This window comes from Streptomyces sp. NPDC043996 (genome assembly GCF_056435225.1).
Genome location: NZ_JBWKEY010000010.1, coordinates 204,708 through 230,596 on the forward strand (window position 1 = coordinate 204,708; position 25,889 = coordinate 230,596).

A 25,889-nucleotide genomic window follows, 5' to 3' on the forward strand; every position below is an offset into this window, starting at 1 on the left:
CGGCCCCCCGGTGCGGTGCCGGCTGACATGCCGGTGTCGGCTTTCCGGTCCCAGCACATCACATTACGCACGCGGCCCGTCACCGTTCGTCGTGAATTGACGTGAGCGGAATCCCTGCCGGGGTGGCGCGGGTCCATCGACGCTCCGCGCCTCGCCCTCAAACGCCGGGCGGGCTATGTCTCCCGCCCGCCCGCCCTTACATCCCCGGCTGCCCCCGCACTCCCCGACCTAGCGGCTCGCGGGTGAGTGGGTGGGAAAGCCAGCCCGCGTGGAATTTCAAGCCCGTCCGGCGTTTGAGGACAAGCGCGAAGCGCGGAGATCCAGCCCGTCCGGCGTTTGAGGACGAGGCGCGGAGCGCCAATGCTTTGAGCGGGGGCGGACGGGGCGGCCAGCCCCGGTGGGGGTCGCCCCGCGAGGGGTCGTCAGACGAGTCGTAGCGGCTTCTCCGGGCGGATGCCCTGCGCCGTGAGCCAGGCCCGCAGCGGCTCGGCGTCGCCGTCCTCGACCAGCGTGCGCACGTGCGGCGTCAGATCGGCCGCGCGCTCGCCAGCGATGAGCAGGGAGGGCCCGTCCAGCCAGTCGAGCCCCGGCGCGGCACCGGCGGTGTCGATGGCGGCGCAGCACACGATCGCCGTGACGTGGTCGGCGAGCAGTTCGCGCCCGGAGCGGGGCGGTTGCAGCGGGAACAGGGGCAGCGCCCGGTCGTCCCAGAGCGCGTCGTCCGGCGACTGCCCGGCCTGGGCGGCGGGGCGGGCGGGGGCGGCGGCCTCCTCACGGGCCAGCTCAGCACTGAGCCCGGCGGCGAGCGGACCACCACGGCCCTCGTCGTCTTCGGGGTCTTCGGGGTCTTCGGGGTCTTCGGGGTCTGCGGGGTCGTCAAGGTCATCGCGCTCGGGGCCGTCGGCCGGGCCGACGGGACCGTCGTGGCCGGCGGCGAGAGGCGCCGGCGCGCGGCGGGGCGCGGCCTCCGGGTCCGTCAGGTGGTCGAGGACCCGGCTCAGGGTGGGGCCCTTGGGGTCGGGGGCCTGGGGGTCGAAGGTGCGGCTGACGCCGAGCGCGTCGAGGACGCGGTGCAGCCGGGCGGCGTCCATGCGCCACTTGCGGTCGACGACCTCGTCCGGATACTCCTGCCAGGCCACCGGCGCCCAGCCGGGCCCGGACTCGGCGGGGCCCCCGTGGAAGAGGCGGGCGGCGAGCAGCGAGGCCGCCTCGTCCACCGCGCCGGGCTCCTCCAGGAGGTCGCAGGCGGGGCGCTCGCCGAGGCGCGAGGCGAAGCCCTCGGCGAGGCGGTCTCTGCGGGAGAGCTCGGTGAGCGCGGAGACCACGCCCGCGTCCAGGCGCGAGGGCCAGCGGCCCATGCGCCAGGCGGGCAGCGCGACCCGGGTCAGGAGCCGGTCCCAGCCCGCGTACGCCAGGCCGACCTGTTCCTGGGCGACGATCCGCACGCCGTAGTCCACGGACTGGGCGCGCTCGGCCGCGGCGGCGGCGACGCCCCGCTCCATCTCCGCGGCGTGCAGGCGGCAGCCGCGAAGGAGCAGCCGCGCCACCCAGCCCACGCCGCCGAGGACGGTGCGGGCGAGGGGCCCGCGCCCGGGCGTCGCGGCCACGGCCACGGCGGCGTCCAGGCCGCGGACGAAGCGGCGGGCCGCGGCTATGTCCGGGTGGGCGGAGGGGCCCGTACCGGCGACGACGGGGGCGAGGACGGCCCGCAGCTCGCCGACCCGCATCCACCACAGGAAGGGCGAGCCGATGACGAGGACCGGGGCGGCGGGCGCGCGGCCCTTGGGCGGGCGCCCGCCGCCTATCGGCTCGGGGGCGTCCGGGCCGTCCGGCTGCGCGCCGTGCGGGGCGGCCTCGGCGCTCCCGCGGGGGGCGCGGCCGCCGTGGGCGGGGTGGGTGCGGTCCTCCAGCCAGCTGTCGCAGTCCGGGGTGAGCGCTATCGCGGAGGGGGCGGGGACCTCCAGGCGGTCGGCGAGGTCGCGCACCAGGCGGTACAGGTCCGGGGCCGCGGCTTCCGTGATCGGGACCGTGGGGCTCAGGGCCGGTCTGGCGCGGGCGACGACCAGGGCGACGACCGCGGCCGCGGCGAGGACGAGCACGGCGAACACCGTGACGGCCCAGCGGGCCGCGGCCCAGCTCCCGCCCGAGACGTGCCCCATGGCGGTGGCGGCCAGCAGCACGACGGCGACGGCCGCGGGCAGCAGGGCGATGGCCAGCGCCCTGCCGCGGATCCGCAGCACGGCGAGGGCCCGGGAGCGCGCGGCCTGCGCGCCCGCCTCCACACCCATCCCTGACACGACCGAAGTCACCCCCTGCTGCCTCTACGGCTCGGCCGGCGGCTGGAGCCGACGGCGCTTGTCGATGGCGTTGCTCACTCCCCCACTGTGGCACCCGCCACTGACATCGCAATGCCGGTGGGCTGTTTGGCTCTCGGTGCCGGAACGCCTGCGCCGCACCCTAGTTGGGACGCTGGTCAGCGTCAGCCGGATGGGCCAGCGGTCACTCGATGGAATGGCTTTGGGCAAGGCTGGCGTCAGATTTCGGCCTCCAGGGAGAGGGTCATTGACGCCGCCATCCGGGCGGCGAAGGCCCGCCGCCCGTCCTCGTCGATGACGTCGAGGGAGAGGTACGGGTTGAGGTCCTCCAGCTCGACCAGGAGCAGCTCGCCGCCGGGCGCCCGGCAGGCGTCGACGCGCTGGATGCCGTACGGGAGGGCGTTCCAGTCGGTGAACCGCCGGGCGAAGGCCAGGTCGGCGTCCGTCGGAGCGTACGGTTCGAGCTTCCAGCGCTGGTCGGGCCGTGGTGCGTGGAGCGCGTACTGGAAGGTGTCGTCGATGAAGTAGAACGACACCTCGTAGCGGAAGTCGATCATCGGCTGGGCGAGGAGTCCGCCGCCCGCGCCGAAGTCCAGGCGGGCGAGCTCCTCGCGGCCGACGGTCCGCAGGCCGATGGAGTCGGCGCCGAGCTTCGGTTTGACCACGTAGGACGCGGCGGCGGGCAGTCGGCCGAGGTCCTCGCGGCGGTCGACCGTCGGGATGACCGGGAGCCCCTCGGCCGTCAGGTCGACGAGGTACTGCTTGCCCGCCATGTCGGCGCGGCCCGTCAGCGGGTTGTAGACGCGTACGCCGTCCTTGAGGGCGCGGGCGCGGAAGCTGTCGTACACGTCCTGGTAGTGGATGACGGGGCCGCTGTTGCGGACGACGACCAGGTCGAAGCCGTCCATCAGCGCGGCCGCGTCCAGCGGGTGGCACAGCGCGAGGTCGAAGTCCGCGCGCAGCCGCGCGGAGAGGTCGATGTCCTCGTCGCAGTAGCGCCGCCCCCGGGCCTCGTAGGCGAGGTCGGTGACGTAGAGCAGACGAGGGCGCGCACGAGTGGGGGCCATGGCATGACGTTACGTCACGACGCCATCGCCCCTGGCTACGGGGTGCCGCGCCCCGGCCGCGAGCGGGGGCCCGAGGGCCCTATCCCTGCCGGGAGGCCTTCTCCGCGATGTCGGTGCGGTACTGGGAGCCGTCGAGCCGGATGCGGGACACCGCCGCGTACGCCCGCTCGCGGGCCTCGTTGAGGTCGGTGCCGATCGCCGTCACGGACAGCACGCGGCCGCCCGCGCTGACGACCGCGTCGCCCTCGCGGCGGGTGCCCGCGTGCAGGACGTACGCGTCCGGGGCGTCCTGGGCCACGACCGCGTCGAGGCCCTCGATGGGGTCGCCGGTGCGGGGGGTGTCCGGATAGTTGTGCGAGGCGATGACCACGGTGACGGCCGCGTCGTCGCTCCAGCGCAGCGGCGGCAGGTCGGCCAGCGTGCCGTTCGCGGCGGCGAGCAGGACGCCCGCGAGGGGGGTCCGCAGGCGGGCGAGGACGACCTGCGTCTCGGGGTCGCCGAAGCGGGCGTTGAACTCGATGACGCGCACGCCCCTGCTGGTGATCGCGAGCCCCGCGTAGAGCAGCCCGGCGAAGGGGGTGCCACGGCGGCGCAGCTCGTCGACGGTCGGCTGGAGCACCGTCCGCAGGACCTCGTCCACGAGCTTGGGGTCGGCCCACGGCAGCGGCGAGTACGCGCCCATGCCGCCGGTGTTGGGGCCCTCGTCGCCGTCGAGGGCGCGCTTGAAGTCCTGGGCGGGGCGCAGCGGGACGACGCTCTCGCCGTCGGTGACGGCGAACAGCGACACCTCCGGGCCGTCGAGGAACTCCTCGATCACCACGCGCTCGCAGGCGCGGGCGTGCTCCCTGGCCTGCTCGATGTCGTCGGTGACGACGACGCCCTTGCCCGCCGCGAGGCCGTCGTCCTTGACCACGTAGGGGGCGCCGAAGGCGTCGAGCGCCTCGTCGACCTCATCCGCCGTCGTGCAGACGTACGAACGTGCCGTGGGCACTCCGGCGCCCGCCATCACGTCCTTGGCGAAGGCCTTGGAGCCCTCCAGGAGGGCGGCTTCCTTGGACGGCCCGAAGCACGGGATGCCCGCTTCCCGTACGGCGTCGGCGACACCGGCGACGAGGGGCGCCTCCGGCCCCACGATCACGAGGTCCGCCCCCAGCTCACGGGCGAGGCCCGCCACGGCGGCGCCGTCGAGGGCGTCCACCTGGTGCGGCTGGGCCACCTCCGCGATGCCGGCGTTGCCGGGCGCGCAGTGCAGGGCGGTGACCGCCGGGTCGAGGGACAGGGAGCGGCACAGGGCGTGTTCGCGGGCACCGCTGCCGATGACGAGGACCTTCACGGGGTCAGCCTAGCCCGGCGGGGCGGGTGGGTTTGGCTGGGTGTCCTAGGTGGGGGGTGGGGGTGGCTCGTAGCTTCCTACAGCCTTGCCCTCGCGGGGCGCCCCAGGCCCGCCCCTTCCCGAACCGGGGGCGGCTGCCCCCGTTCCCCCGCTCACAGATGTTGGCGCTTCGCGCCTCGTCCTCAAACGCCGGACGGGCTAGAACTAGCCGGTTTCAGCCCGTCCGGCGTTTGAGGACGAGGCGCGGAGCGGCGATTTTCGGGGGGCTGGGGGCGGAGCCCCCAGTTTCGGGAAGGGGCGGGGTGGGGGAGCCCCCCCCCCGGGCAGGGCCCCTAGTCGTTCGGGTACTCGTCCACCACCGTCGCCCCCAGCTCGCGGACGATCAGCTCGTGGCCGGACAGCGCGGAGTCGACGAGATCCGGGTCGTCGTCCTCGGGAATGTCGTCCTCGGGAGCCACGTGCTCCGGAGCACGCGTCTGGGGAGCGGGAGCCACGGGCGCGGGCGCCGCCGGAGCGGCCGCCTGCGGAGCGGGCCGCGCGGGCGACGGCTGCGGGGCGGGGGCCGCGGGGGCCTGCGGGGCGGGCCGGGCGGGGGCCTGGCCGCCGTAACCACCGCCACCGCCACCGGCGTACCCGCCGCCGAAGCCGCTCGCCGCGGGCGGCGGTGCCGAACCGCCCGACGGGTCGACGATCGCCTCGACCTTCCACTGCACCCCGAACTGCTCCGCGAGCGCCTGCCGCAGCACGTCCTCGCTGCCGCTGCTCGCGAAGTTGTCCCGGGCCCCGGCGTTCACGAAGCCGATCTGGAGCGTCGTGCCGTCAAAGCCCGCGACCTGCGCGTTCTGGCTGAGCAGGATCCAGGTGAAGCGGCGGCGGTTCTTGACGGCCTCCAGGATGTTGGGCCAGAGGGAGCGGGGGTCGGGACCGCCGACGGGCGCCGGGGCGGCGGGCGCGGGCGCCGGAGTGGGGGCGGGGGCGGGGGCGGCCTGCGGGGCCGGAGCCGAGGCGGGGGGCGCGGGGGGCGCGGGGGGCGCGGCGGGCGCGGGGGCACCGCCCGCCGACGCACCGCCCGCGGCCGCCGCCGTGGGCCAGCCGCCGGGACGGCTCGCGGCGGGGGCCGCACCGCTGCCGGGCGCGGAGGCCGTGGGCCAGCTGCCGGGCCGCTGGGCGGCGGGCTCGGCGGCGGGCGCCGGGGCCTGGACGGGCGGCGCGGGCTGCACGGGGGCGGGCGGCGCGGGCTGCGGCGGTGCGACGGGCCCCGGCGCGGCCGGTGGCGGCGCCATCGCGCCCCCGTCATCGCCGGTGCCCCGCACGGCGGCACGCGCGGCCGCGGCACCGCCACCCGGCGGAACGGGCGGCGCGGGAGGCGCGGGCGGGCCCGAAGGGCCGGGCGGCACGGCGACGCCGGGCTGCCGCACCCCGGCATGGGCCTCCGGCCCGGGCACGTACCCCATCGGAGGCGTGGTGGCGGGCCCCTGCGCCATGTAGTGACCGCCGCGCTCGAGGCGGTCGAGGCGGGCCATCACGGCCCGCTCGTCGTCGTACGCGGCGGGGAGCAGCACGCGGGCGCAGATGAGCTCGAGCTGGAGGCGGGGCGAGGTGGCGCCGCGCATCTCCGTGAGGCCCTCGTTGACGAGGTCGGCGGCGCGGCTGAGCTCGGCGGCGCCGAACACACCGGCCTGCGCCTGCATCCGCTCGACCACGTCGGCGGGGGCGTCGATGAGCCCCTTCTCCGCCGCGTCCGGGACGGCGGCGAGGATCACGAGGTCCCGCAGCCGCTCAAGCAGGTCGGCGACGAACCGCCGGGGGTCGTTGCCGCCCTCGATGACCCGGTCGACGACCTCGAAGGCGGCGCCGCCGTCGCCCGAGGCGAAGGCCTCGACCACGGAGTCCAGGAGCGAGCCGTCCGTGTACCCGAGCAGGCCGGTCGCCATGGCGTACGTCACACCGTCCTCGCGGGCGCCCGCGAGGAGCTGGTCCATGACAGACATGGAGTCACGCACGGACCCGGCGCCCGCGCGCACGACGAGCGGAAGCACGCCGTCCGCGACGGGGATGCCCTCGCGTCCGCACACCTCGCCGAGATAGTCGCGCAGGGTGCCCGGGGGCACGAGGCGGAACGGATAGTGGTGCGTGCGCGACCGGATGGTGCCGATGACCTTCTCGGGCTCGGTCGTGGCGAAGATGAACTTCAGGTGCTCCGGCGGCTCCTCGACAACCTTCAGGAGCGCGTTGAAGCCGGCCGGCGTGACCATGTGGGCCTCGTCGATGATGTAGATCTTGTACCGGCTGGAGGCGGGGCCGAAGAAGGCCTTCTCGCGCAGGTCACGGGCGTCGTCCACACCACCGTGCGAAGCGGCGTCGATCTCGATGACGTCGATCGACCCCGGGCCGTTGCGCGCCAGGTCGAGGCAGGACTGGCACGCGCCGCACGGCGTCGGCGTGGGACCTTGCTCACAGTTCAGGCAGCGGGCGAGGATGCGCGCGCTCGTCGTCTTGCCACAGCCGCGCGGGCCGCTGAACAGGTACGCGTGATTGACCCGGTTGTTCCGCAGCGCCTGCTGCAGCGGGTCGGTTACATGCTCCTGCCCGATGACCTCGGCGAACGACTCCGGGCGATAGCGGCGGTACAGCGCGAGAGACGACACGCCTACGAGGTTATAGGCGCCCACTGACATCACGGACCGCACACAGCAAAGCGCCCCCCACGCACCCGCCAGAGCCGACCTACCCTTGCTGCCTTCCGGCCCTGGGGGAGTTCAGTCAGATAGCGCCGCGTGAGGGGCTGGCCCCCACAGTAGCCGATCCCAGGGGGTGCGAACGAGCCCGCTCCCCCGACAGGAACGCACCAGGTCCCCGCGACCGGAACACGTTCGCGAGCACCCCTCCGCGTCTTGTATTGTTTGCGGCGGAGGATTCGCCTAGTGGCCTAGGGCGCACGCTTGGAAAGCGTGTTGGGGGCAACCCCTCACGAGTTCGAATCTCGTATCCTCCGCCAGTGCCTCACCGGGCACTAACGTCGAAGGGCCCCGCTGCTTGCAGCGGGGCCCTTCGACGTTCCTCAGCCCTCGTTGTCCTGGTCTTTGTCCACAGCGGGCGTCTCCGGGGTCCCCCAGATCGCGGTGCCGACCATCCGCGCCGCCTCCTTGAGCATGGAGGGCGGCACGTGGATGTACCGGGCCCGCATACGAACAGAGGTGCCCGGTTCCCACCCCATGATCATGTCGATGACGTGATCTGGGACACCGAGCAGGAAGAGCACTGTGGCAGCCGTGCCCCGAGCGAGGTGCAGGCGCTCTTCCCGGACTCCAGCATCCTGAAGAAGTCGCTTCCAGTCGTGGTAGTCCGTGTTCGGGCTCAACGGGCCGCCGAGCGGTTTGGTGAACACGTACTCCGAGTCAGCCCACAGGTCCCCGGCCGCCTCGCGCTCGGCCTCCTGCACCTCCTTGTGCTGGCGCAGCATCTTCACCAGGGGGCGCGGCAGCGGCACCGCGCGCCGCCCCGCCCGTGACTTCGTGTTCTTCGTTTCCCGCCGTGTCTGCACCCGTTTCGGGCAATATCCCGCCTTCCGGCCGCAGGACACCGCCTCGTCACAGCCGTGCGCGTACCTGGGGCGTAGCCGGTTCCGCCGCAGCTTCAGATACTCGTTGTCGAAGTCGACATCGACCCACCGCAGTCCGAGCGTCTCGCCCTGGCGCATGCCGAGCGCCAGGGCCAGCATCCAGCGGGCAGTGTTCCGGCGTTTCTTCGCCTCGACGAGCAGGCGCTGCACCTCTTCCATCGAGTAGGGCTCTTCTTCCTCCTCCGGTTCCTCCATCCGGGGCGCCTTCGCCAGAGCTCCGGCGTTCTTGCCGGTGTAGCCACGCTTCACCGCCTCCCCCAGTGCCGTGCGAGCTGTCCGGTGGACCTGGTGAGCTGTTCCGGCCTTGCTGCCGTTCGCCTGCATCCGGCGGTAGAGGCTCTCCAGGTGCTCGGGCTCCAAGCGATCGATCCGATGCCCGCCCACGCCGGGCACAAGGTGCACGCGAACCGCGACTTCGTAGCCGTCGTACGTGTTCTCGCTGACGACCGGTTTGGCGATGTTCTCGACCCAGTGCAAGAGCCACTTCTCGACCGTCCACGGCTTGCCGGGCTGCGGTGCCGTTCCCCCGTCGCGCTGCTTCTCCAACCGCTTCACTTCTTCGACCAGCAGCGTGCGGGTCTTGCGCGTGACATGTCGGCGGTACGGATCTCCGTTGTCCTTGTAGCCCATGGGGACCCGCGCGTGCCAACGACCGTCCGCACCCAAGTAGATAGCCGACTCACCGTTGGCCCGGCGGGTGCGCTTCTTCCCCTCGCTCACGCGGCGGCGCCCTTCTGGTCCGAAGCCCCGTGGCGCTGCCGAGCCCTCAGGTTGCGGGCGAACTCGACCACAGCATCCGCTGGCACGCGCCGCGCGCGGCCGAGCGTGACGGAATCCAACTCCCCCATGGCGAGCAGCCGGAAGCAGTACGTACGGCCGATGCTGAGGCGCCTCGCGGCCTCTTCGACGGTGAGCAGGACCAACGTGGGGTCGTCACCTATGCGGTGTGCGGAACTCAACTGGGAATCCCTCATCAAGTCGAGGGACGGGGTCTCGTGCCCCCGTCCTGTGGGTGCCGCTACTGCCGCTACCTCCGCTACCGGGCAGGTCAGGGGCCTGTTCCCGGTAGCGGATCGGGTAGCGGTAGCGGATAGGGCGTGGGCTAGCGGCCGAGGCGGGGCGGTCGGGCGGTAGCGGATTGGGCGAGCGAGGTAGCGGCTGGTATCGACGTTCCCGCTACCGGCTTTAGGGCTCTGACCTGCGAGGTAGCGGCAGTAGCGGAGGTAGCGGACTCTGAGGGGGGTGGAGGGCAGTAGCGCTGCCAGGCGTCGCCCAGGTCGGCGGCGTAGTAGCCCTTGAGGACCCCGGCCCCGGACTTGATGTTGCGCGGGGAGATCGGAACATTGTCCTCGGTCATGTACTCCCCGAGCATCTTCGCCAGGCCCCGGGGGGTGAGGGGCTTGCCGTTCATGTCGCCCCAGGGAGCTTCGTCGAGGGCGCAGAGGCGTTCGAGGATGGCGACGGTGGGCAGGCGGTCGATGCCGTTGAGGACGTAGTCCCGCAGGTCGGTGAGCAGTCGGATGCCGAGGGAGCCCTTGTCGTCGAGCTTGGCGGCGTCGACCAGTTCGACACAGGCGGCGCGGGCGCGCTCGGGCCAGTGGCCGCCGACCGCGTCGGCGATGGCGAGCAGGGGCTCCCACACGTCGGCGGGGCGGTCGGTGACCTCCGGCGGCATCGCGGGGAAGGCCCCGGTGAGCTGCTCTTGAACGGTGGCAGCCCATTCGGCGAGCCGATCACGCAGGGCGTTGCCCTGCTGCTCGTGGACGCGCTGGCGGTAGGGCTCGATGCGTTCGTTGCGGGCCCGTCGGCGCATGCGGATGATGACCGAGCGGCTCAGGATCGTGTCTGGCAGGGAGCCGAGTCCGGCGACCGCGACGGCGCAGTAGGAGGGGAACTCCTGGACGGTCTGGTTGCCGCCGTCGCCGACGCATCGGTAGGTGACTCCGGAGCGGCGGTGGCCTGCGTTGAGAAAGCCGCGGAGTTCCTCGTTGTCGCCAGCCTTGGGGCCGAAGACGGTGTCGATCTCGTCGAAGAGGATCGTGGGGCGTCCTGCCTCGTCGGAGACGGAGCGGAAGAGCGCGGCGGCGCGGGCGTTGACCGCGAGCATGGGGCGGGGCGTGAGGGTTTCGACGACTTCGAGTGCGCGGGACTTCCCGGAGCCGGGCTCGGGGGACAGGAAGGCGATGCGCGGGGTGGAGTCGAAGCAGTCGAGCAGGTGCGCGTGGGCGTCCCACAGGGCGACCGCGACGTAGGCGGCCTCGCGGGGAAAGATGTTGAAGCGGCGGTGGAACGCTTCGACCTCGTCGAGCAGGGCCGCGCCGTCGATGGGCGGCGCGGGCGGAGTGGTGCTGGTCATGCGGCGTTCCTCCCTTCTGAGGTGGTGCGCAGGGGGCAGAGGGCGCGGTGGGCGGTGTGGTCGTCGATCAGGGCCAGCACCTTCGTGCGGCCCACGGCGCTGCGGTCACGGCCGCACAGGCACCGTGAGGTGGCGGTGGGGATGGCGTCGCGGGGCGCGCTGATGTGCAGCCAGGCCACGGGGAAGCGGCCGTCACCGTGCGGCGGGGCGCTCGGGGGCTGGTCGGCGGGAAGGGCTGAAAGGACGGCCTGGCGGCCGTCGTCCTTCGTGCCACGGCCTTCGTCGGGGCCTGCCGGATGCGGGCGCGTACGGCTCCGGGCAACGAGGGTGAGGGGCTTTTCAGGGCGGGGCGGCTGGTCGCTCATGCCGTCTGCCGGGGGCGGGCGGTGCGGATCGACCAGTTCAGGGCGGAGCGCAGGGTGGAGCGGCATTCGTACGCCTTGAGCCCGGCCGCCTCCCCCGCCATCTGAAAAGCCTCTTCGACCTCGTGGCGGTCGATGTCTCCCCAGGCCACGAAGCGTCCCATGGCGCGGGCGGAGGCGAACAGCGTTGCCTCCCTTGCCCCTTGGGGTGCGGCCTGGATGGCGGCCTGCTCGCGTTCCAGCACCACGCGCGCCAGGCGGGTGGTGTCCCTAGTGGGGACGACAGTGGGCGGGGCGCTGGATACGGGAGCGGGCCGGAGCGCCTGGAGGAGCCAGGCGGGCAGTTCCGCGACCGGTGCGGCGTCGGTGACCTCGTAGACGAGACCGTCGACGATGCTGGCAGGGGCTACGACGTAGCCGCCCCACGCACGGGTGTCGACCAGGTCGGCCAGACGGCTGGCGGTGTTGGTCAGGCGAGTGCCGGGCGGGGCGGTGAAGTACAGGTGGTGGCCGCCGGAGGGAGTCCGCACCGTGTAGGTGGCTGGGTAGGGCTGTCCGGCGCGCTCGCAGAGCGCCAAGAAGTTTGTCGCGCCGCAAGGCGCGTCCGAACTGCCCTTGCCCTTCGCAACGTCCAGGTCGACGACGACCAGGGCGGCGGGTCCGGTGGCGATGCCGATGTTGAACGGGCTCGCAGACCAGGCGCGTTGGATGCGCTGGGGGTCGCAGGTGGCGCGCTGCTCCCACTTCCGGTGGCTGGTCCTGCAGTCGCCGGTGCGGGGACAGGTGCGTTCGCCGTGCAGGGCTGGGTTCTTTGCGCCAGGCCGCAACGGGTGGACGGGCCAGCCGCGGGCGGCGGCCGTATGCGCTGCGGACAGCAGCGCGGCGGTGCCGGGGTGTGGCATTTTGGAGGTTCTCCTGTTCTGTCACAGGGCCGGGGAGAGCCGGGGCGGACGCGGTTCTTTGGCGAGAGAGCGTCCGCCCCGGGCGCAGCGGGTTGTGTGCGGGCAGGGCAGACCACGGCGACCGACAGCCATGTAGCTGCGGGCCGTCGCGATCCACCTCTGAGGGTCCGGAGAATCCCCGGTTTCGCTAACCGGGACTTCGCTGCTATGTTTCGCCCCGCTCCACGCCCCTGAGGGCTGCGTCAGGGAGCGAGAGGGCGTCCGCGAGGCGCGCTGAGCAGGGCCTTCAAGCGGAGCAGCGAGCGAGCAAGATGGAGGCTCGGAGTGTCCGAGCCGAGCCGACCTCGCGGCCAGCAAGTTGGGGCCGAAGTAGCACTTCGGCGGGCGCGCGGGCGCGAGCAAGTTGGGGCGGAAGCGTAGCTTTCGCCGGGCCTCCCCGAGGGCGGGGAGGCTTCAGGAGCCGCAGGCCGCGAGGCGTGCTGTCGCCCCTGGGCAGCGCTAGAACGGCGGCTTGTCGTCAGCCGGGCGGCCGTCGCTAGCCCACGGGTCGTCCGACGGAGCACCGCCGCTGGCGCGCTTGCCGTTGATCGTGACGTTGGTGAAGCGCAGGCTGGCGCCGATGTCGTCGACCTCGACAGCGAGCATGGAGCGGTTCTCGCCCTCCGGCGTCTGCCAGTTATGCTGACGGATCCGCCCGGACAGCACGACGCGGGAGCCCTTGGTGAGGGAGTCGGCGACGTGTTCGGCCAGCGAGCGCCAGGCGGCGCAGCGGAAGAACGTGGACGTGCCGTCCTTCCACTGGTTCGCCTCGCGGTCGAAGACGCGCGGGGTGGAGGCAACGGTGAACTTCGCCAGTGCGGATCCGGTGTCGGTGACCTTCACCTCCGGGTCGGCGGTCAGGTTGCCGATGATCGTGACTGGGGTCTCTCCGAACGACATGGGGTCACTCGCTTTCGGACGTGTCGGGTCGGTGGTCGGCGGTGAAGTACAGGCGGATGCGCCTGCCGTCGCGGGTGGGGTACTGGCGGGCCGGACCGGCGTCGAACGTGGTGGCCAGGGCCTGGCCGACGCGGTTGGCGTCGCCCGGGTCGCAGATGACGCGGATCTCGAACACGGCTCTCCTCACAGGTTGATCAGCCGTGGAAATGGCTGCGTTTGAAGACGGCCTTGCGGATGTTGACCGTGGTCCCGCCGTCGCGATGGCCGGTGGCGCCGAAGAGCTGGACGGCGATGAAGCCGCCGAAGATGACCGCGGCCAGGATGATGAGCTGGGTGATCAGCGCGGCAAGGGCGGCGATGAACGAGGTGAGCAGGACCAGTCCGCCGCACACCGCGCCGAACCCGATGCCTCCCAGGGCGATGTTCACCGCCGTCCGGGAGACGGCCGGACGCTGCTCAACGAGCGTCGGGGCGGAGGTGGGGGAAGGGGTGAGGGTGTAGCCGGTGACGATGCGGCCGTCGGGCAGGACGATGCTCTGCACGGCGGGCGGCGGGCCAGGCTGCACCGGCACCAGGGGCGCGGCGGGCGGGTGCACGGTGACGGGCTCAGGGTGGTGGACTTCGACGGTCGCGGGCCGTTCGAGGTGGGTCACGAAGGCTCCCTTCGGGACGGCCGCGGGCCTGCGCGCCTGAGTGCGTGCGCGGGCCCGCGGGCGGGGTGTTACGAGCAGGTGTTAGGCCGCGCAAGCAGGCACCGTTAGGGCGCGTAACGCGCGTGTCTGCCTAGGGGTTTGGGTGTTAGGCAGGCGTAACGCGTTACGGGTGTCAGGCCGCCGTGAGGGCAGGGACGATGCGCCACCGGCCGGTGGTGTTGGTCGCCTCCAGGCGGCCCTCCATCGCGGCGTCCTTCAGCCTCAGCGACACCCACGAACGCGAAAGCTCGTGGCGGTCGCACCAGTCCATGAAGTCGCGCGGACCAACGACCATCTGCCCCGCGACCTCGAACTCGTTCAGCGCTCGGGCGAACAGCTCTCGGGCCTCGGCCGGGGCAGGCTTTCGGCCCGTCTCCCGCCCGAACAGTGGGGCGTCGTCACCCTGCTGCGCCTCGGGCAGCTCGGCGTCCGCGTCGATGTCCGCGTCCTCGGGGTCGACCAGCAGACCCTCGTCGGTCACGTCCTGGTCCTCCTCCGCGCGGGCCTGCGGCGGCGCTGACGCGCTGCCCGCGTCGGGGGCAGCGCGGCCGGTGTACGCGGTTCCGGCGACGGACTTGAGGGCGCGCGCGGTGACCGGGTCGGCGGTAGCGCCGTGGCGTTGTGCCCACAGGGCGAGCAGCTGCATGGCGTCCACGGAGCGCGGCGTGAAGCGCCAGGTGCGGCCCGGGGAGGCGTAGCGGGCTTCGTCGATGCCAGGCGAGACGACGTAGCAGTAGCCCGGTTTACGGTTGCGCCACGCGCCCGGGTGGGCGCCCGCGGCCAGGACCTCGTCGGGCAGGCAGAACCCTTCGTCGTCGGGGGCGCAGCCGAGCGCGACCACCGACGGCAGCGAGGCCCGCGTGGATGTCGACATCTGGTCGTAGGACGGGCGCTGAAGGGAGACGACCAGGGCCACGCCCGCCGACCGGGCTTCCTGCGCGATGCCGGTGAACGCGTCATCCCCGATGAACCGCAGGGTGTTCGCGGCCTCCTCGAACCAGGCGACCATGAACGGCATGCCGGGGCAGCCGCACGCCGTGCCGTCCGGGCGGCACGAGTGCGCGGGGTCGCGCTGCTCGCTCGCGGCCTCGGGCACCCACTGGCGGTACTGGTGCCGACCGAGCCAGCGGGTACGCGCCGGGATCGCGGCCTGGACCGCCGCGACCATGACCTCGGTCGGGGCGCCGCCCTCTACCGCCCAGTCGTAGCCAGGCAGCAGGGGGCGGAAGTCCTGGAAGGACTTCGGGTCGGAGAAGACCATGATCACGTCGCGGCGCGAGAGGATCTCGGTCTGGAGGTTCAGGGCGGCATCGCCCTTGCCGGACCCGGTTCCACCCGCGACCAGCACGTGCGTGGAGTTCCGGCCCGATTCCGGGTCGCCCGGCAGCCACAGCAGCAACGGGGAGCCGTCGTCGTAGCGGCCGATGACCAGCGGATCGGCGATCGACCCGCCGAGGTTCGACGGCCCCTCCCACTCCACGGACTCGGCGAGCATGTCCTCGGGGACGATGACCAGGTCACCCTCGCGGGCAGAGTCGGGGTCCGGGGCGTAGCGCACGGCCGACACCGGCAGGTTCAGGGCAGAGGCGATCCGTGGCAACGTCCGGGGGACGTCGTCGTTGGTCTGCTCGCCCGGCACCAGGCCGACCCGAGCCGTGACCCGGTTCGGCTCCGCCCGCGCCGCACGGATCTGCGCACGGGCGAGCCCGACCTTCTCCATGAGCCCCCCGTCCGCCCCGCTCGAGCCGTCGCTGGTGTCGGAGGTGCGCATGAAGATCCGTACGTTCCACGACAGAGCCAGCGCCGGACCGCCCATCAGGAACACGTCGTCGACGGGCCCGGCCGCCGGGCCCGCCAGGCAGGCGGCCGTGAGCCACGCCGAGCCGAGCGCTGTGGTGATCGCCGAGTGCAGGCGCCGCTGCCTGCTCGCACTCTTGCCGATCACCCAGGCGCCACCGGACACGGCCACGGAGGTCAGGGTCAGGCCGACGGCGGCAGCCGGGGAGGCCGCCCACCGCTCATGGCCAAGGACTCCGGCCAGGCCGACCCCGGCCACCCCCAGCCACGGCGGTAGGTGCGGCTTGGCGCGGTTCACGAGGTAGTTGCCGACCCCGCTCGCGCCCGAGCCACCTTCGCGGGTGTTCACCATCTGCGCGAGCTGCGCCTGCATGTTCTGGTCCGTCGTCATCGCGCGGCGCCTCACTGCTGTGCCCAGTTCATCGTCGGGGCCTTCGGCTTACGGGCCCGGTGCCGGACGCGGTTGATCTCCTCCTGGTACTCCTGCTGGAACACGGAGTAGCAGGCGGCGGCGTTCTTCGCCGCGTCGCGCAGCGCGTTCGCGGACCGCTTCATCTTCCGGGAGACCTTCGCGGCGCGGATGCGCGAGCCCAATGCCCGGCCTTCGGGGTCGGGCACCGCGGCCAGGACGCTGTGCATGATCTCGGCTGCCATGGCGACCTCCATGGACAGCATCACGCCCGCCGCGCGCAGGGTGTTGCAGTAGTTGCGCACCTGGGCGGGGCTGTGGAACTCCGGCGGCGGCAACAGGCTCTGCTGCCCGCCTCCGCCCGCACCGTGGTGAGAGGCCCGGCTGACGTTGATGTTGATGGACGGCATGAAGGAGCCGCCCATCGCACCGACGAAGCCGCCAGCGGCGGCCCCGGCGCTGGCGAACTTGTTGCCCTTGTTGGCGCCAGCGGCGCCGTTGCGGGTCGGGGTGGCCATCAGTCCGTCTCCTTGGAGATCGAGCTACGCAGTACGAACCAGGCGCCTTGCGCGGCCAGCAGGCCCAGGAACCACAAGACCCCGAGCGGCCCGGCCAGCGGGCCCAGGAGGATCGCGAGGGTGGCCCACAGACCCACGACAGCCGCGAGGATGGCCGCGGCCCACTGCCAGCGCCGGTCCCCGCCCTTGAGACGGCGGGCGAGCGGCGGGGTGAGCAGGACGAGGAGGGGCAGCAGCCCGGCGACAGCGAACAGGGCGCCCGTCCACGGGGCCAGGACGTGCAAGACGGCGGCGAGCGCGAGCAGCAGCATGGCCAGGCCGGTCGGCAGCAGTGCCAGGCGATAGCGCCATAACAGCAGTCCTGCGGTGTGCAGGGTGCGGACGGTCCAAGAAGGTCGTTCGGGCACGACCAGCAGGAAGGAGTCCTGGCGGCGTCCGCGCTGGCGCGGGATACGGACAGTGGTGGCCCCGGACGACACCTTCACGGTGCGGGGGCGGGTACGGCTAGACACGGAAGGTCTCCTCGTACGTCGAAGTCGAAGGGGAGTCAGGCCGCGCGGACCTGTGCGCCCGGCGGCGTGCCGGTGCGTTGGCTGCGGATCTCGCACCTCTCGCAGGTGCCGATCGAGGTGCGCAGGACGTAGCCGACATCCGCGCGGCACTGCGGGCACCAGCGGCGGGGGCGCATCATCGCTTCGTGCGCCCGCCACCGTGCTGGCGTCATCGGCCGCACGGGCTTGGCCAGGTCGATGCGGTACAGGCAGGCGACGGCGATGCCGCGCCGATGGCGCCACATGAGCTGAGCAACCACCTCTTGGCCGCCCGGCCGCAGCCCAAGAGCCCGGAGCTGACGACGGGTCGCCAGGCCGGGTGGCGCACAGCGCAGCGGGAAGGTGGGGATCCCGTACGTTCCGCCGTCGGGATCCCAGAACCGGGCTGACACGACCGGCCCCTAGTGGCTGGCGATGGCCAGGTCTGCCCGGACGCCTGTGTCCGGCTGGCGCTGCTCGGCGTAGCGCGCCGACACCCAGCCCACCGACCACCCGCACAGCTCCGCTGCGGCCCGCACCGGCAGCCCCGCGGCGAACGCCGCGTTCACGATCCGACGCGCCTCCGCCTCGGCGAGCTTGCCCTGCGCCGGGCCACGCTCCAGCAGCGCGGCGCGTTCACGCTCCGCCCGTGCCGTCCGCCCACGCTGTTCACGAGCGGCAGCTTCCTGCCTCTCACGGCGTTCTTGCGCGGCCCGCTCGGCGGCCTCGTGGGCGAGGCGATCACGTTCCCACTGGTGCTGTTCACGCTCGCGTTCACGGCGTTCACGCGCCTCCCGCTCCGCGGCCTCACGGGTGGCTTGGGCTTCGCGTTCCTCGCGGCGGCGCCGCTCCTCGCGTTCAGCCGCCTCGCGCGCCAGGTGGGCTTCGTGCTCACGCTGTTCACGCGCCAAGCGGGCGGCATGGTCACGCTCTTCACGCGCCTGCTGCCGCGCTGCTTCCTCGCGCTCGCGGGCCACTTGCTCGGCCTGGTCGCGCTCGGCCTGCTGGCGCTCCTCCAGCGCCGCAACAGCGGCAGCCAGGGCGCGGCGATAGGCCAGCGCGGTCTCGGCAGTAACGATCAGCAGCAACGGCGCCACCGCATGCACCGCCACCCCGACCAGGTCTTTTCCCAGGGCGGAGTCGGCAGTGTTCAACGCGAGCGTCATGCCGCCGGTCATCCATCGCAGCGTGACCGGCCACCTTCCCCCCTGCCCACCCAGACGGGCCAGCACAGAGTCCAGGCGGACCACGATCACCACTGCGGCGTCGACGACCAGCGGCAGGATGGGCGCCGTCCACTGCCACCGCGCGGGGGTGTGGGCGGCCATCAGCGGCGTGACCGTGAGGACGGAGTAGAGCATCGCCCCGCACACGATCAGCCACGTGCCGGTCGTCAGCGCGCGCTCGGCTGAACGGATCTGAACAACGTTCACGACCCGTCCCCCACCGTCTCCGGCACAGGCGCGGACGCCCGGCGAAACCCGCCCTGTGCGTCGGCGCAGATGAACGGCACAAGCCGCCACTCACACGCGCTCGCCGGGCGTTCACGAGCAGGCACCCACGGGGTGTCCGGGATGCCGTGCGTGGCGGTGTCGGCGTACGCATCCTGGCGCGAGCGGTAGACGGTGTGCGGCTCGCCGTAGTGGAGCAGCACGAACAGCGCCCAGCCCTTCGGCCGCTCCGTCTCCGCCTCCAGCGTCCGCAAGCGCTCGGCACGCGCAGCCAGTTCGTCTTTCGCGTCGGCGAGCTGGGCCGTGGCATCCTCCAGCGCGAGCCGCAGCTTCAACTCCACAGCCTGAGCGTCCGCGGTCTTACGCTCCGCGCGCTCGGCCCGCGCCGTCAGCGCGAACACGAACCGCACGTGCTCCGAGAACTCCAGGTCGGCCTGCCCCTGCACGTCCCGAGCACGGCCCTGAGCGCGAGCCGTACCCTCACACAGTCGGCGCAGGCGAGCGGCGGTAACCAGACGGATCATGCCGCACCCCCGACCAGCTCAGCGGCGACGACGTCCGCGAAGCCCGTCAGATGGACTTTGGCGCCTGCGTGGTCGACGACCGCCGTCAGGACACGCGTACGGCCACCGCTCTGCTCGCCATAGGTCACGGCGTCCGGGGCGGCCCCGAGCGCTTCCCGCCACGCTTCGAACCCGGGCAGGTCGTCGTGGAACGTCAGGTCCAGCCGCTCCGGGTAGATGGGCGACACATGCACGTGCGGCGCCGCCAGGTGCCCGAAGTCCGCTGCCAGCAGGCGCAGCGCCCGCAGCGGCACCGCCAGATCATCCAATGCCAGGGTTCCGATCACGCCGCCACCGCCTCACGCGCCGCGCGGCCCTGCACCGGCCGACGCCCCTGTGCTCGGCGCGGCCGACGGCCAGCGGGACGGACGCCCTTCAGCGGGCTGGGACTCAGCAGCAACTCCGCGTACGCCGCCGCCCGCGGGTCCACCTCGCGCAGCTCCGCCAGCACCTCCCGCGCGACATCCAGACGCGCCCGACGCTCCTTCACGGACTCGACGCCCGGGCCAGCGAACAGCTCCGGGTCGATGCCGAATGCCAGTTCCGCGAACTCCCTCGCGGTAACAGCTTCATGACCAGCAACGATGCACTTCATGGGTCGTAGCTCCTTAGTCGGTGGAACGGCCCGAACAGCGCCCTCGGAGTAGCCGCTCCGGGGGCGCACGCCGTTGGAACCGGCAGATCCAGCTCCCCGCGCCCCGTCCGTACGCCCACCGCGCTATGCGCGACAGGCGGACGGACGGAGGAGGCAACCGGCCGCAGCGCTGCCGCTGCGCAACCAGGAAGAAGCGGACCGGAAGCCCTACCGGCGCCACCGACCGGTCCTCACGGCGGCGCCTGGCTATGTCGTCGGTACACACCGACTCCCTCATCGAGAAGGAACACGGCTTCGCCGGTACGCCGTTGCCACGGCTTACCGGCCCCGAGCCGGGAAGATCGGGCGCGTCATCGTCACTGCTCTGACGCCAGCAGGGCAGCGCGCACCAGGTAGCACCCAAGGGGCTGTCCGCCAGTGCTGACGGCTTGATCCCCCGAAGCGATCTCCAGAGCTGGCGCGCGGGCAGGGCAGTTCGCCCTGCCACGAAGTGGCTGCCGACGGCCGTCACCCGGGCCGTGCGGGGACGGGGAATCACACCCCGGTCGACTTGACACGCTGTTGAGTTCTCAAGGAACACGCGCTTCCTTCGAGCCCGCGCCGCGGGCCCTCCAGGCGTCAGGGGCACGCCGAACAGAGCCCCTTTCGGAGCCCCGGGCGGCGAACCTCCCTAGGGATATTTAGGCATAGCTCCCTAGGGAGGTCAATGGGGCGCGAAAAAAGGGGCCCGCCAGTGGCGGGCCCCTTCGGGGCAACAGGGGGCTGCGGTCAGCCCGTGATCCGGTACTCCATGACGTACACGCCGGCGTCCAGCAGCATCCGGTTCACCTCGACCGGCTTGCCGTCCTCCGTGAGGGCAGTGCGGTAGATCTCCACGACCGGCGTCCCCTCCGCCAGGTGCAGCCGCTCGGACTCATCCTGGCTCGGCATCCGCGCCCGCAGCTCTTCCACGAACCGGACGGGCTTGACCCCCAGCTCCGCGAGCCGGGCGTACGTACCCCCTGGCCCCGTGTCCTCCTGGGCAATCGCAGACTCCCGCACCAGGTCAGCCGGAAGGTACGAGACGGCGGCCTGGACCGGTTCGCCCTCCACGGCGAACAGGCGGTCGCGGACGATTACCGCCGCGCCATCCTCCAGGTCGAGCATCTGGGCCACATGGTCCGGCGCCGGGGTTTCGAAGACTCGCAGCTCAGTCACGCGCATGGGGCGCTGCCCGATGTCGGCGCTCCAGATGGAGCGCCCACCACCCCATCGCTCCTGGGAGAGCCTCTCGTTGGCGACCCGCCGAATCGGCTGGAACTCCCGGACGTATGTACCGCTGCCCTTGCGCCGGACGGCCAGGCCCTCGGTCACCAGCAGGGTCAGAGCCCGCCTGGCAGTCTCTTTGGCCACCCTGTGGTCCTTGACGAGTCTGGGCTCGCCTGGGAGCCGGGCACCGGGACGCAGCTCGCCCGACCGAATGCGCTCCCGCAATCCGTCGGCGATCTCCCTGGCGCTCACCCTGGCGCTCTCCGCCATCAAGCTCCTCACTTCCCTAGGGTGGTTCCAGCTACAAGCTTGACACAGAGACCCCTGGTACCCACATCAGGGAAGAGACACAAACCATGGAGGAACACGAGCGCCGTCCCCGTCAGTCTGTGAATTCATCACGGAGATCGCGAAGATATTCCAGCAGGTCAAGGCAAACCGCCACACCGCTGTCCGCGAGCCTCGACCGGATGTCGACGGCGATTTCCTCAAGGCGCTCGTCGGTCGTGGCCGCCGTGATGCCGAACTCGTCGATCTCGTAGCCGCTGGCCACAGCATCGAGATCCCACTCCTCAACGAGGACGCCGGGCTCTTCGCCCTTCGCCGTCGCGTACTCTTCGATCTTCCTCTCGGCCTTGTCACCGCGCCTGCCAAGCACTACAGACGGGGTGCGGCCGCTGAGATCCTCCCGCCAGTCGGTGACGACCCGCTCCGCCAGCGGGAGAAGCTGCTCCAACAACCCATTGGCAGCGACTGCCGTCAGAGGTGGGATCGAGTAGCGGCGCCGGTGACCGGTGTAGGTGGACATTGGAACGGTCTCGTCAGGGGAGTAGTCGGCTCGCAGCGTACGCTCGACCATATCCAGCTCGACGTAGACAGGCTGGGGAGTGAACTGCCCCCTATAGCGCATGTACAGAGCCTCTGGTGCACCGCAGTAACGGATCGTGACGATCTTTACTGCCTCATCAGAGGCGACGAGGCGACGACGCGCAGCGGTGTAGGAAATACCCAGGTGGGCAGCAAGTGCGCGAATGAAGCGCTTGCGGGACTTATCGACAGTCATGACCGTGCCTCTGCCGACGGGCAACCCCACGCATCCCCCGCCGGGCATGGAATCCACTGGCGATGACTGGGACGACGCATGTACGTGTGAGGCTGAGCCCCTTGTCCTCGGTCACCGTCCCGGCGTGGGCAAGAGCGGCTCAGAGTCAGACCAACACGTGGTGGCCACTGCCGACTTTAAACTCCACACGCCTGGCGGTGCAAGGGTGACCCAGACACCCCCGACTGACGCATGTCAGCGGATCAGCAACGAACTCACCCAAGCCGCTTAGCTCAGCACCTCCGACTCCCCCGTTGTCCGGGTCTTTGTCCAGTGCACTGACGGCCACTGGTGTTCACAGTCGTACGCGCCCCTTGTCTGGCCTGCCGTGCGGACCCCAGTGCACTGCCCCGTACCTTCGGGCGGACAGTTGGAAAGCGTGTTGGGGGCAACCCCTCACGAGTTCGAATCTCGTATCCTCCGCCAGTGCCTCACCGGGCACTAACGTCGAAGGGCCCCGCTGCTTGCAGCGGGGCCCTTCGACGTTGTGCGGGGTCCTTCCGGTTGTGCGGGGTCCTTCGACGTTCAGGAGGTCTGGGGGACCGCTCCGAGCAGGCCGCCGTCGATGATCAGGTCCTGGCCCGTGATGTACGAGGCGTCGTCCGAGGCGAGGAAGGCGACCGCGGCCGCCACCTCGTCGGGGTGGCCGAGGGTGGCCAGGGGGATCTGGGCGGTGGTGTCGGCATCGGCGGCCGGGTCGGGGTTCGCGGCGCGGTACATGGGGGTGTCGATGTAGCCGGGGCTCACGGAGTTGACGCGGATGGCGCGCGGGGCGAGGTCGGCGGCCAGGGTGCGGGCCAGGTTGTGGACCGCGGCCTTGGTCGCGGAGTAGACGGAGGCCACGGCGAGGCCCCGGTGGAGGGTCCAGGACGCGTTGAGGACGATCGCGCCGCCGTCCCGGAGCAGCGGCAGGGCCTTGTGGACCGTGAAGTAGACGCCCTTGAAGTTGACGTCCACCGCGAGGTCGAAGTCCGCCTCGGTGATCTCGGCGCTCGGCTTGAAGACGCCCACGCCCGCGTTGGCGAAGACGGCGTCCAGGCCGCCGCGCCAGGCGGTGATCTCGCGCGTCAGGCGGTCCAGGTCCCCGAGGTCGGCGGCGTCCGCGCGGACGGTGAGGACGCGCTGCGGGGCGGCCAGGCTCGCGGCGGCCTCGCGCAGGCGCCGCTCGTCGCGGCCGGTGACGGCGACGTACGCGCCCTCGTCCAGGAGGCGGCGGGCCGTGGCCAGGCCCATGCCGCTGGTGCCGCCGGTGATCAGGACGGTCTTGTTCTGGAAGCGGTTCATACGGGAATCGTCAGGCGGTCGTGGCGGGCGCGGCAGTGTCGGCTGAGCCTGGGCCTGGCACCACCAGGTTCAGGGGCGCGCCGCGAGCAGGTCCGCCAGGCGCCGCTCCGTGGGGGTGCCGGGGGCGGGGGTGTGCAGCAGGAGGCGGTGGCCTGGCAGGTCCGGCAGCGGCAGGGTCGTGTACTCGAAGGTGAGCTCGCCCACGCCGGGCAGCGTCAGCGTCTTCGTGCCGTGGGCCGAGGCGCCCACCGGGTGCTCCGCCCAGATCCGGGCGAAGTCGGGGCTGACCGCGCACAGATCGGCGGCGAGGCGGGCGAACTCGGGGTCGTCGGGGTAGCGCGCGGCGTCCGCGCGGAACTGGCCGACGACGGCGCGCGCGGCCGTCTCCCAGCCGTGGGTGGCCGCGCGGTAGCGGGCGTTGGTGAAGAAGCTGACCAGGCAGCTGTGGTCGAGGTCGGTGTAGCCGAAGACGGCGCGGGCGGCGTCGTTGAGCGCGACCATGCTCCAGTGGCGGTCGATCACGTACGCCGGTCGGGGCAGCCAGTTGTCGAGGACGCGGCGCAGCGCGGCGGGGACCTCGCGGTCGTCGGCGCCCTCGCCCGCGCGCGGCGGGTTGAGCCCGGCAAGCAGGTGCAGGTGCTCGCGTTCGGCGGGGTCCAGGCGCAGCACCCGGGCGATGGCGTCGAGGACCTCGGCGGACACGTTGATGTCGCGGCCCTGCTCCAGCCACGTGTACCAGGAGACCCCCACTCCGGCGAGGACCGCGACCTCCTCGCGGCGCAGGCCCGGGGTGCGGCGGCTCCCGCTGGACGGCATGCCGACGTCGGCGGGCCGCAGCCGCGCCCGGCGTGACCTGAGGAACTCCTTCATCTCGGTGCCGCGGAAGGCTCGGGCGGCCTGCGGGGCGGGAGTGCGGGCGCTGACGTCCATGGGGGGCGTGGGGAGCATGGGGGCATTACACCCAAGGGCGCGGGCCGCCGCGGAAAGAGGGGGGCTAGGTACACCCCCGGACGGCGCCTCGCCCCATGTCGGCGCGGCGGCGTCCGCGACAGGCTTGGAGACGTCAGCAGGTACGTCCCCACCTCGACGAAGCAGAGGCCGCCATGACCACCGAATCGCTCCTGCCCGCCGTGCCCGCCGCCCCGGCGCGGCCGTCCGCCGCGGCGGACCGGCCCGGCTTCTGGCGTGCGCCCGTCTCGGCGGCGGCGCTGCGCGCGTTCGGGTACCGGCTCACCTCGCTGCCCTTCGCGATCGCCGGGTTCGTCTTCGCGGTCACGCTGTTCGCGCTGGGCGCGGGGCTCGCGGTGACGCTGCTCGGGCTTCCGGTGTTCGCGGTGCTCCTTGCCGGGGCGCGCGGCCTCGGCGCGGTGGAGCGGCGGCGGGCGCGGGAGGTGCTCGGCCTGGAGGTCGCGGAGCCCGGCTCCGTGCGGGCGCCCGAGGCGGGCGGCGCGCGCGGGCTGGGGGCGCGGCTCAAGGACCCCGCCGGGTGGAAGGCGGTGGCGTTCCAGGTCGTGATGTTCCCGTGGCGGGTGACGGCGTTCGTGCTTGCCGTGACGCTGTGGGTGACGAGCTGGGCGGTCGCCCTGTTCCCCACGTACTCCTGGGTGTTCGCGCGCTACCTGGACTGGCCGGGCTACCGCGTGTACGACTTCACGTCGTCGAGCGGCGAGCACCACGCGTACTACATCGAGTCGCCCCTGCAGGTCGCGGGCGTCGGTGCGGTCGGGATCGCGCTCGTGCTGCTTACGCCGCTGGTCATCCGCGCGCTGAACAGCGTGGACCGGTCGGCGGTGCGGTCGCTGCTCGGGCGCTGACCGGCGCGGCGGCGGGCGCGGGCGCGGTGCGCCTGCGCGTCAAGGCGACCCCGGCCAGGACCACCGCCATCCCCGCCACCACCCGCACGCTCAGCCGCTCCCCCAGGACGAGGGCGCCGAGCGCGATCGAGACCACCGGCAGCAGATAGCCGACGGTCGCGGCCGCGGTCGGGCCCTCGCTCGCGATGAGGCGGGAGTTGAGGTGGAAGGTGAGGCCGGTGCCGAGGACGCCGAGGGCGATCAGGGCGAGGACGCCGGTGAGGGCGGGGGCGGCGGCCGGGTGCGGGGCCAGCGGCAGGCCGAGCGCGGTCAGGCCGGTGGCGACGAGGAGCTGGGCCGCGGACAGGGCGAGCGGTTCGGTGCCGCGGCCGATGAGGTGGCGGGCCATGTACGCGAAGGCGACGGCATAGCTGACGGCGGCGGCGAGCAGCGCGAGGACACCGCCGCCGGTGAGCCCCGACGCCTGCCAGGGGGCGAAGATCAGGGCCGTACCGGCGAAGCCGAGGAGCAGTCCGGCCAGGCGGTGCGCGGTGAGGCCGCGCTCGGTGCGAAGCAGCAGGGCCAGGGCGAGGGACCACAGCGGGGTGGTGGCGTTCATGACGCCCGCGACGCCGGAGTCGACGGTCTGCTGGCCGACGCTGACGAACAGGAACGGCAGGGCGTTGCAGAACAGGGCCGCCACGACCAGGTGGGCCCAGGTGCGGCGGTCGCGCGGCAGTCGCTGGCGGGCGGTGCGGGCGAGCACGAGAAGCACGGCGGCGCCGAGGGCGCAGCGGCCGACGGTGAGGTGCAGCGGCGCGATCCCGCCCTCGAGAGAGAGCTTGATCCACAGGAAGCTGGAGCCCCACAGGAGGGCGAGGACGGCGATGGGCACGGGGGCTCCCGGGGATGGGGATGAGTGCGAGCGCGGCGCGAAGGCGCTGGTGTCGACGGTGCCCCCTGGACATTCGTAAGACAAGCGAAAAGAAACGCATCCAGCCTTAAGTCCAG

General features: G+C 72.4%; 26 protein-coding genes, 1 tRNA gene and 1 other RNA gene. 2 read left to right on the top strand and 26 right to left on the bottom strand.

Annotated features, from left to right (window positions below; all coding sequences use genetic code 11):
• Positions 1 to 422: 422 nt before the first annotated feature.
• From AC07A4_RS26315 to ffs, 5 genes are all read right to left on the bottom strand, one after another.
• Positions 423 to 2,288, bottom strand: coding sequence for a hypothetical protein (locus tag AC07A4_RS26315; RefSeq protein ID WP_478603152.1), 1,866 nt, complete (start codon positions 2,286 to 2,288; stop codon positions 423 to 425).
• Between the two features lie 245 nt (positions 2,289 to 2,533).
• A complete protein-coding gene (locus AC07A4_RS26320) occupies positions 2,534 to 3,382 on the bottom strand; it encodes an ATP-grasp domain-containing protein (protein ID WP_478602865.1) in 849 nt (282 codons plus the stop codon).
• Between the two features lie 79 nt (positions 3,383 to 3,461).
• Positions 3,462 to 4,715: a phosphoribosylamine--glycine ligase gene (gene purD / locus AC07A4_RS26325; RefSeq protein WP_478602867.1), complete on the bottom strand. Its 1,254-nt coding sequence runs from the start codon at positions 4,713 to 4,715 to the stop codon at positions 3,462 to 3,464.
• A 332-nt stretch (positions 4,716 to 5,047) separates the two neighbouring features.
• Complete coding sequence (locus AC07A4_RS26330; protein WP_478602869.1) at positions 5,048 to 7,363, bottom strand: DNA polymerase III subunit gamma and tau; 2,316 nt, start codon at positions 7,361 to 7,363, stop codon at positions 5,048 to 5,050.
• Between the two features lie 43 nt (positions 7,364 to 7,406).
• Positions 7,407 to 7,505: signal recognition particle sRNA small type (gene ffs, locus AC07A4_RS26335), an RNA gene on the bottom strand.
• Between the two features lie 120 nt (positions 7,506 to 7,625).
• On the opposite strand from ffs, the gene AC07A4_RS26340 reads away from it, so the two are divergent.
• A tRNA-Ser gene (locus AC07A4_RS26340) sits at positions 7,626 to 7,713 on the top strand.
• A gap of 63 nt (positions 7,714 to 7,776) precedes the next feature.
• Here the strand turns inward: AC07A4_RS26340 and AC07A4_RS26345 are convergent.
• The 20 genes from AC07A4_RS26345 to AC07A4_RS26440 form a co-directional block, all read right to left on the bottom strand.
• Positions 7,777 to 9,057, bottom strand: a complete 1,281-nt coding sequence (locus tag AC07A4_RS26345; protein WP_478602871.1) for a tyrosine-type recombinase/integrase — start codon at positions 9,055 to 9,057, stop codon at positions 7,777 to 7,779.
• Positions 9,054 to 9,311: an excisionase family DNA-binding protein gene (locus AC07A4_RS26350; RefSeq protein WP_478602873.1), complete on the bottom strand. Its 258-nt coding sequence runs from the start codon at positions 9,309 to 9,311 to the stop codon at positions 9,054 to 9,056. Before AC07A4_RS26350 ends, AC07A4_RS26345 begins: the two co-directional genes overlap by 4 nt.
• A 128-nt stretch (positions 9,312 to 9,439) precedes the next feature.
• Positions 9,440 to 10,693 (bottom strand): DUF3631 domain-containing protein, encoded by a 1,254-nt coding sequence (locus tag AC07A4_RS26355; RefSeq protein ID WP_478602874.1) that lies wholly within the window; start codon positions 10,691 to 10,693, stop codon positions 9,440 to 9,442.
• Positions 10,690 to 11,058, bottom strand: a complete 369-nt coding sequence (locus AC07A4_RS26360; RefSeq protein ID WP_478602876.1) for a hypothetical protein — start codon at positions 11,056 to 11,058, stop codon at positions 10,690 to 10,692. The genes AC07A4_RS26355 and AC07A4_RS26360 overlap by 4 nt, the downstream gene beginning before the upstream one ends.
• On the bottom strand, positions 11,055 to 11,957 hold the full coding sequence (locus AC07A4_RS26365) for a bifunctional DNA primase/polymerase (protein WP_478602878.1): 903 nt from the start codon (positions 11,955 to 11,957) through the stop codon (positions 11,055 to 11,057). Before AC07A4_RS26365 ends, AC07A4_RS26360 begins: the two co-directional genes overlap by 4 nt.
• A 498-nt stretch (positions 11,958 to 12,455) precedes the next feature.
• Positions 12,456 to 12,896: a single-stranded DNA-binding protein gene (ssb, locus tag AC07A4_RS26370; protein WP_478602880.1), complete on the bottom strand. Its 441-nt coding sequence runs from the start codon at positions 12,894 to 12,896 to the stop codon at positions 12,456 to 12,458.
• Between the two features lie 4 nt (positions 12,897 to 12,900).
• The gene (locus AC07A4_RS26375; RefSeq protein ID WP_478602881.1) at positions 12,901 to 13,071 is read right to left on the bottom strand and encodes a hypothetical protein; all 171 of its coding nucleotides are present in this window, start codon (positions 13,069 to 13,071) and stop codon (positions 12,901 to 12,903) included.
• Positions 13,072 to 13,090: 19 nt separating this feature from the next.
• The gene (locus AC07A4_RS26380) at positions 13,091 to 13,549 is read right to left on the bottom strand and encodes a hypothetical protein (RefSeq protein ID WP_478602883.1); all 459 of its coding nucleotides are present in this window, start codon (positions 13,547 to 13,549) and stop codon (positions 13,091 to 13,093) included.
• Positions 13,550 to 13,721: 172 nt separating this feature from the next.
• On the bottom strand, positions 13,722 to 15,758 hold the full coding sequence (gene traB, locus AC07A4_RS26385) for a plasmid transfer protein TraB (protein WP_478603154.1): 2,037 nt from the start codon (positions 15,756 to 15,758) through the stop codon (positions 13,722 to 13,724).
• Positions 15,759 to 15,787: 29 nt separating this feature from the next.
• Positions 15,788 to 16,312 carry a plasmid transfer protein TraA gene (gene traA, locus AC07A4_RS26390; RefSeq protein WP_478602884.1) on the bottom strand — a complete coding sequence of 175 codons (525 nt, stop codon included), beginning with the start codon at positions 16,310 to 16,312 and terminating at the stop codon, positions 15,788 to 15,790.
• The gene (locus AC07A4_RS26395; protein WP_478602886.1) at positions 16,312 to 16,824 is read right to left on the bottom strand and encodes a hypothetical protein; all 513 of its coding nucleotides are present in this window, start codon (positions 16,822 to 16,824) and stop codon (positions 16,312 to 16,314) included. Before AC07A4_RS26395 ends, traA begins: the two co-directional genes overlap by 1 nt.
• 35 nt (positions 16,825 to 16,859) lie before the next feature.
• Positions 16,860 to 17,255, bottom strand: coding sequence for an RRQRL motif-containing zinc-binding protein (locus AC07A4_RS26400; RefSeq protein WP_478602888.1), 396 nt, complete (start codon positions 17,253 to 17,255; stop codon positions 16,860 to 16,862).
• Between the two features lie 9 nt (positions 17,256 to 17,264).
• Positions 17,265 to 18,275 (bottom strand): DUF2637 domain-containing protein, encoded by a 1,011-nt coding sequence (locus AC07A4_RS26405; RefSeq protein ID WP_478602890.1) that lies wholly within the window; start codon positions 18,273 to 18,275, stop codon positions 17,265 to 17,267.
• Entirely contained in the window at positions 18,272 to 18,739 is a 468-nt protein-coding gene (locus tag AC07A4_RS26410; RefSeq protein ID WP_478602891.1) for a hypothetical protein, read from the bottom strand. Before AC07A4_RS26410 ends, AC07A4_RS26405 begins: the two co-directional genes overlap by 4 nt.
• A 74-nt stretch (positions 18,740 to 18,813) precedes the next feature.
• Positions 18,814 to 19,143 (bottom strand): hypothetical protein, encoded by a 330-nt coding sequence (locus tag AC07A4_RS26415; RefSeq protein ID WP_478602893.1) that lies wholly within the window; start codon positions 19,141 to 19,143, stop codon positions 18,814 to 18,816.
• A complete protein-coding gene (locus AC07A4_RS26420; RefSeq protein WP_478602895.1) occupies positions 19,140 to 19,451 on the bottom strand; it encodes a hypothetical protein in 312 nt (103 codons plus the stop codon). The genes AC07A4_RS26415 and AC07A4_RS26420 overlap by 4 nt, the downstream gene beginning before the upstream one ends.
• A gap of 768 nt (positions 19,452 to 20,219) precedes the next feature.
• A complete protein-coding gene (locus AC07A4_RS26425) occupies positions 20,220 to 20,969 on the bottom strand; it encodes a GntR family transcriptional regulator (RefSeq protein WP_478602897.1) in 750 nt (249 codons plus the stop codon).
• Positions 20,970 to 21,081: 112 nt separating this feature from the next.
• Entirely contained in the window at positions 21,082 to 21,762 is a 681-nt protein-coding gene (locus AC07A4_RS26430; RefSeq protein WP_478602899.1) for a hypothetical protein, read from the bottom strand.
• Positions 21,763 to 22,326: 564 nt separating this feature from the next.
• Complete coding sequence (locus tag AC07A4_RS26435) at positions 22,327 to 23,085, bottom strand: SDR family oxidoreductase (RefSeq protein WP_478602901.1); 759 nt, start codon at positions 23,083 to 23,085, stop codon at positions 22,327 to 22,329.
• Positions 23,086 to 23,154: 69 nt separating this feature from the next.
• A complete protein-coding gene (locus AC07A4_RS26440) occupies positions 23,155 to 24,033 on the bottom strand; it encodes a helix-turn-helix transcriptional regulator (RefSeq protein ID WP_478602903.1) in 879 nt (292 codons plus the stop codon).
• A gap of 155 nt (positions 24,034 to 24,188) precedes the next feature.
• Between AC07A4_RS26440 and AC07A4_RS26445 the strand changes: the two genes are divergently transcribed.
• On the top strand, positions 24,189 to 24,899 hold the full coding sequence (locus AC07A4_RS26445) for a sensor domain-containing protein (RefSeq protein WP_478602905.1): 711 nt from the start codon (positions 24,189 to 24,191) through the stop codon (positions 24,897 to 24,899).
• On the opposite strand, the gene AC07A4_RS26450 is transcribed toward AC07A4_RS26445, so the two are convergent.
• A complete protein-coding gene (locus tag AC07A4_RS26450) occupies positions 24,841 to 25,773 on the bottom strand; it encodes a DMT family transporter (RefSeq protein ID WP_478602907.1) in 933 nt (310 codons plus the stop codon). The two genes, AC07A4_RS26445 and AC07A4_RS26450, sit on opposite strands and share 59 nt — an antisense overlap.
• Positions 25,774 to 25,889 lie beyond the last annotated feature (116 nt).

Bases quoted from the DNA above. Each gene is read 5' to 3' on its own strand.
- AC07A4_RS26315 (WP_478603152.1), bottom strand. From the start codon at position 2,288: ATGGGTGTGGAGGCGGGCGCGCAGGCCGCGCGCTCCCGGGCCCTCGCC.
- AC07A4_RS26320 (WP_478602865.1), bottom strand. From the start codon at position 3,382: ATGGCCCCCACTCGTGCGCGCCCTCGTCTGCTCTACGTCACCGACCTC.
- AC07A4_RS26350 (WP_478602873.1), bottom strand. From the start codon at position 9,311: ATGAGGGATTCCCAGTTGAGTTCCGCACACCGCATAGGTGACGACCCC.
- AC07A4_RS26355 (WP_478602874.1), bottom strand. From the start codon at position 10,693: ATGACCAGCACCACTCCGCCCGCGCCGCCCATCGACGGCGCGGCCCTG.
- AC07A4_RS26360 (WP_478602876.1), bottom strand. From the start codon at position 11,058: ATGAGCGACCAGCCGCCCCGCCCTGAAAAGCCCCTCACCCTCGTTGCC.
- AC07A4_RS26365 (WP_478602878.1), bottom strand. From the start codon at position 11,957: ATGCCACACCCCGGCACCGCCGCGCTGCTGTCCGCAGCGCATACGGCC.
- ssb (WP_478602880.1), bottom strand. From the start codon at position 12,896: ATGTCGTTCGGAGAGACCCCAGTCACGATCATCGGCAACCTGACCGCC.
- traB (WP_478603154.1), bottom strand. From the start codon at position 15,758: ATGCAGGCGCAGCTCGCGCAGATGGTGAACACCCGCGAAGGTGGCTCG.
- traA (WP_478602884.1), bottom strand. From the start codon at position 16,312: ATGGCCACCCCGACCCGCAACGGCGCCGCTGGCGCCAACAAGGGCAAC.
- AC07A4_RS26420 (WP_478602895.1), bottom strand. From the start codon at position 19,451: ATGAAGTGCATCGTTGCTGGTCATGAAGCTGTTACCGCGAGGGAGTTC.
- AC07A4_RS26425 (WP_478602897.1), bottom strand. From the start codon at position 20,969: ATGGCGGAGAGCGCCAGGGTGAGCGCCAGGGAGATCGCCGACGGATTG.
- AC07A4_RS26430 (WP_478602899.1), bottom strand. From the start codon at position 21,762: ATGACTGTCGATAAGTCCCGCAAGCGCTTCATTCGCGCACTTGCTGCC.
- AC07A4_RS26435 (WP_478602901.1), bottom strand. From the start codon at position 23,085: ATGAACCGCTTCCAGAACAAGACCGTCCTGATCACCGGCGGCACCAGC.
- AC07A4_RS26440 (WP_478602903.1), bottom strand. From the start codon at position 24,033: ATGCTCCCCACGCCCCCCATGGACGTCAGCGCCCGCACTCCCGCCCCG.
- AC07A4_RS26445 (WP_478602905.1), top strand. From the start codon at position 24,189: ATGACCACCGAATCGCTCCTGCCCGCCGTGCCCGCCGCCCCGGCGCGG.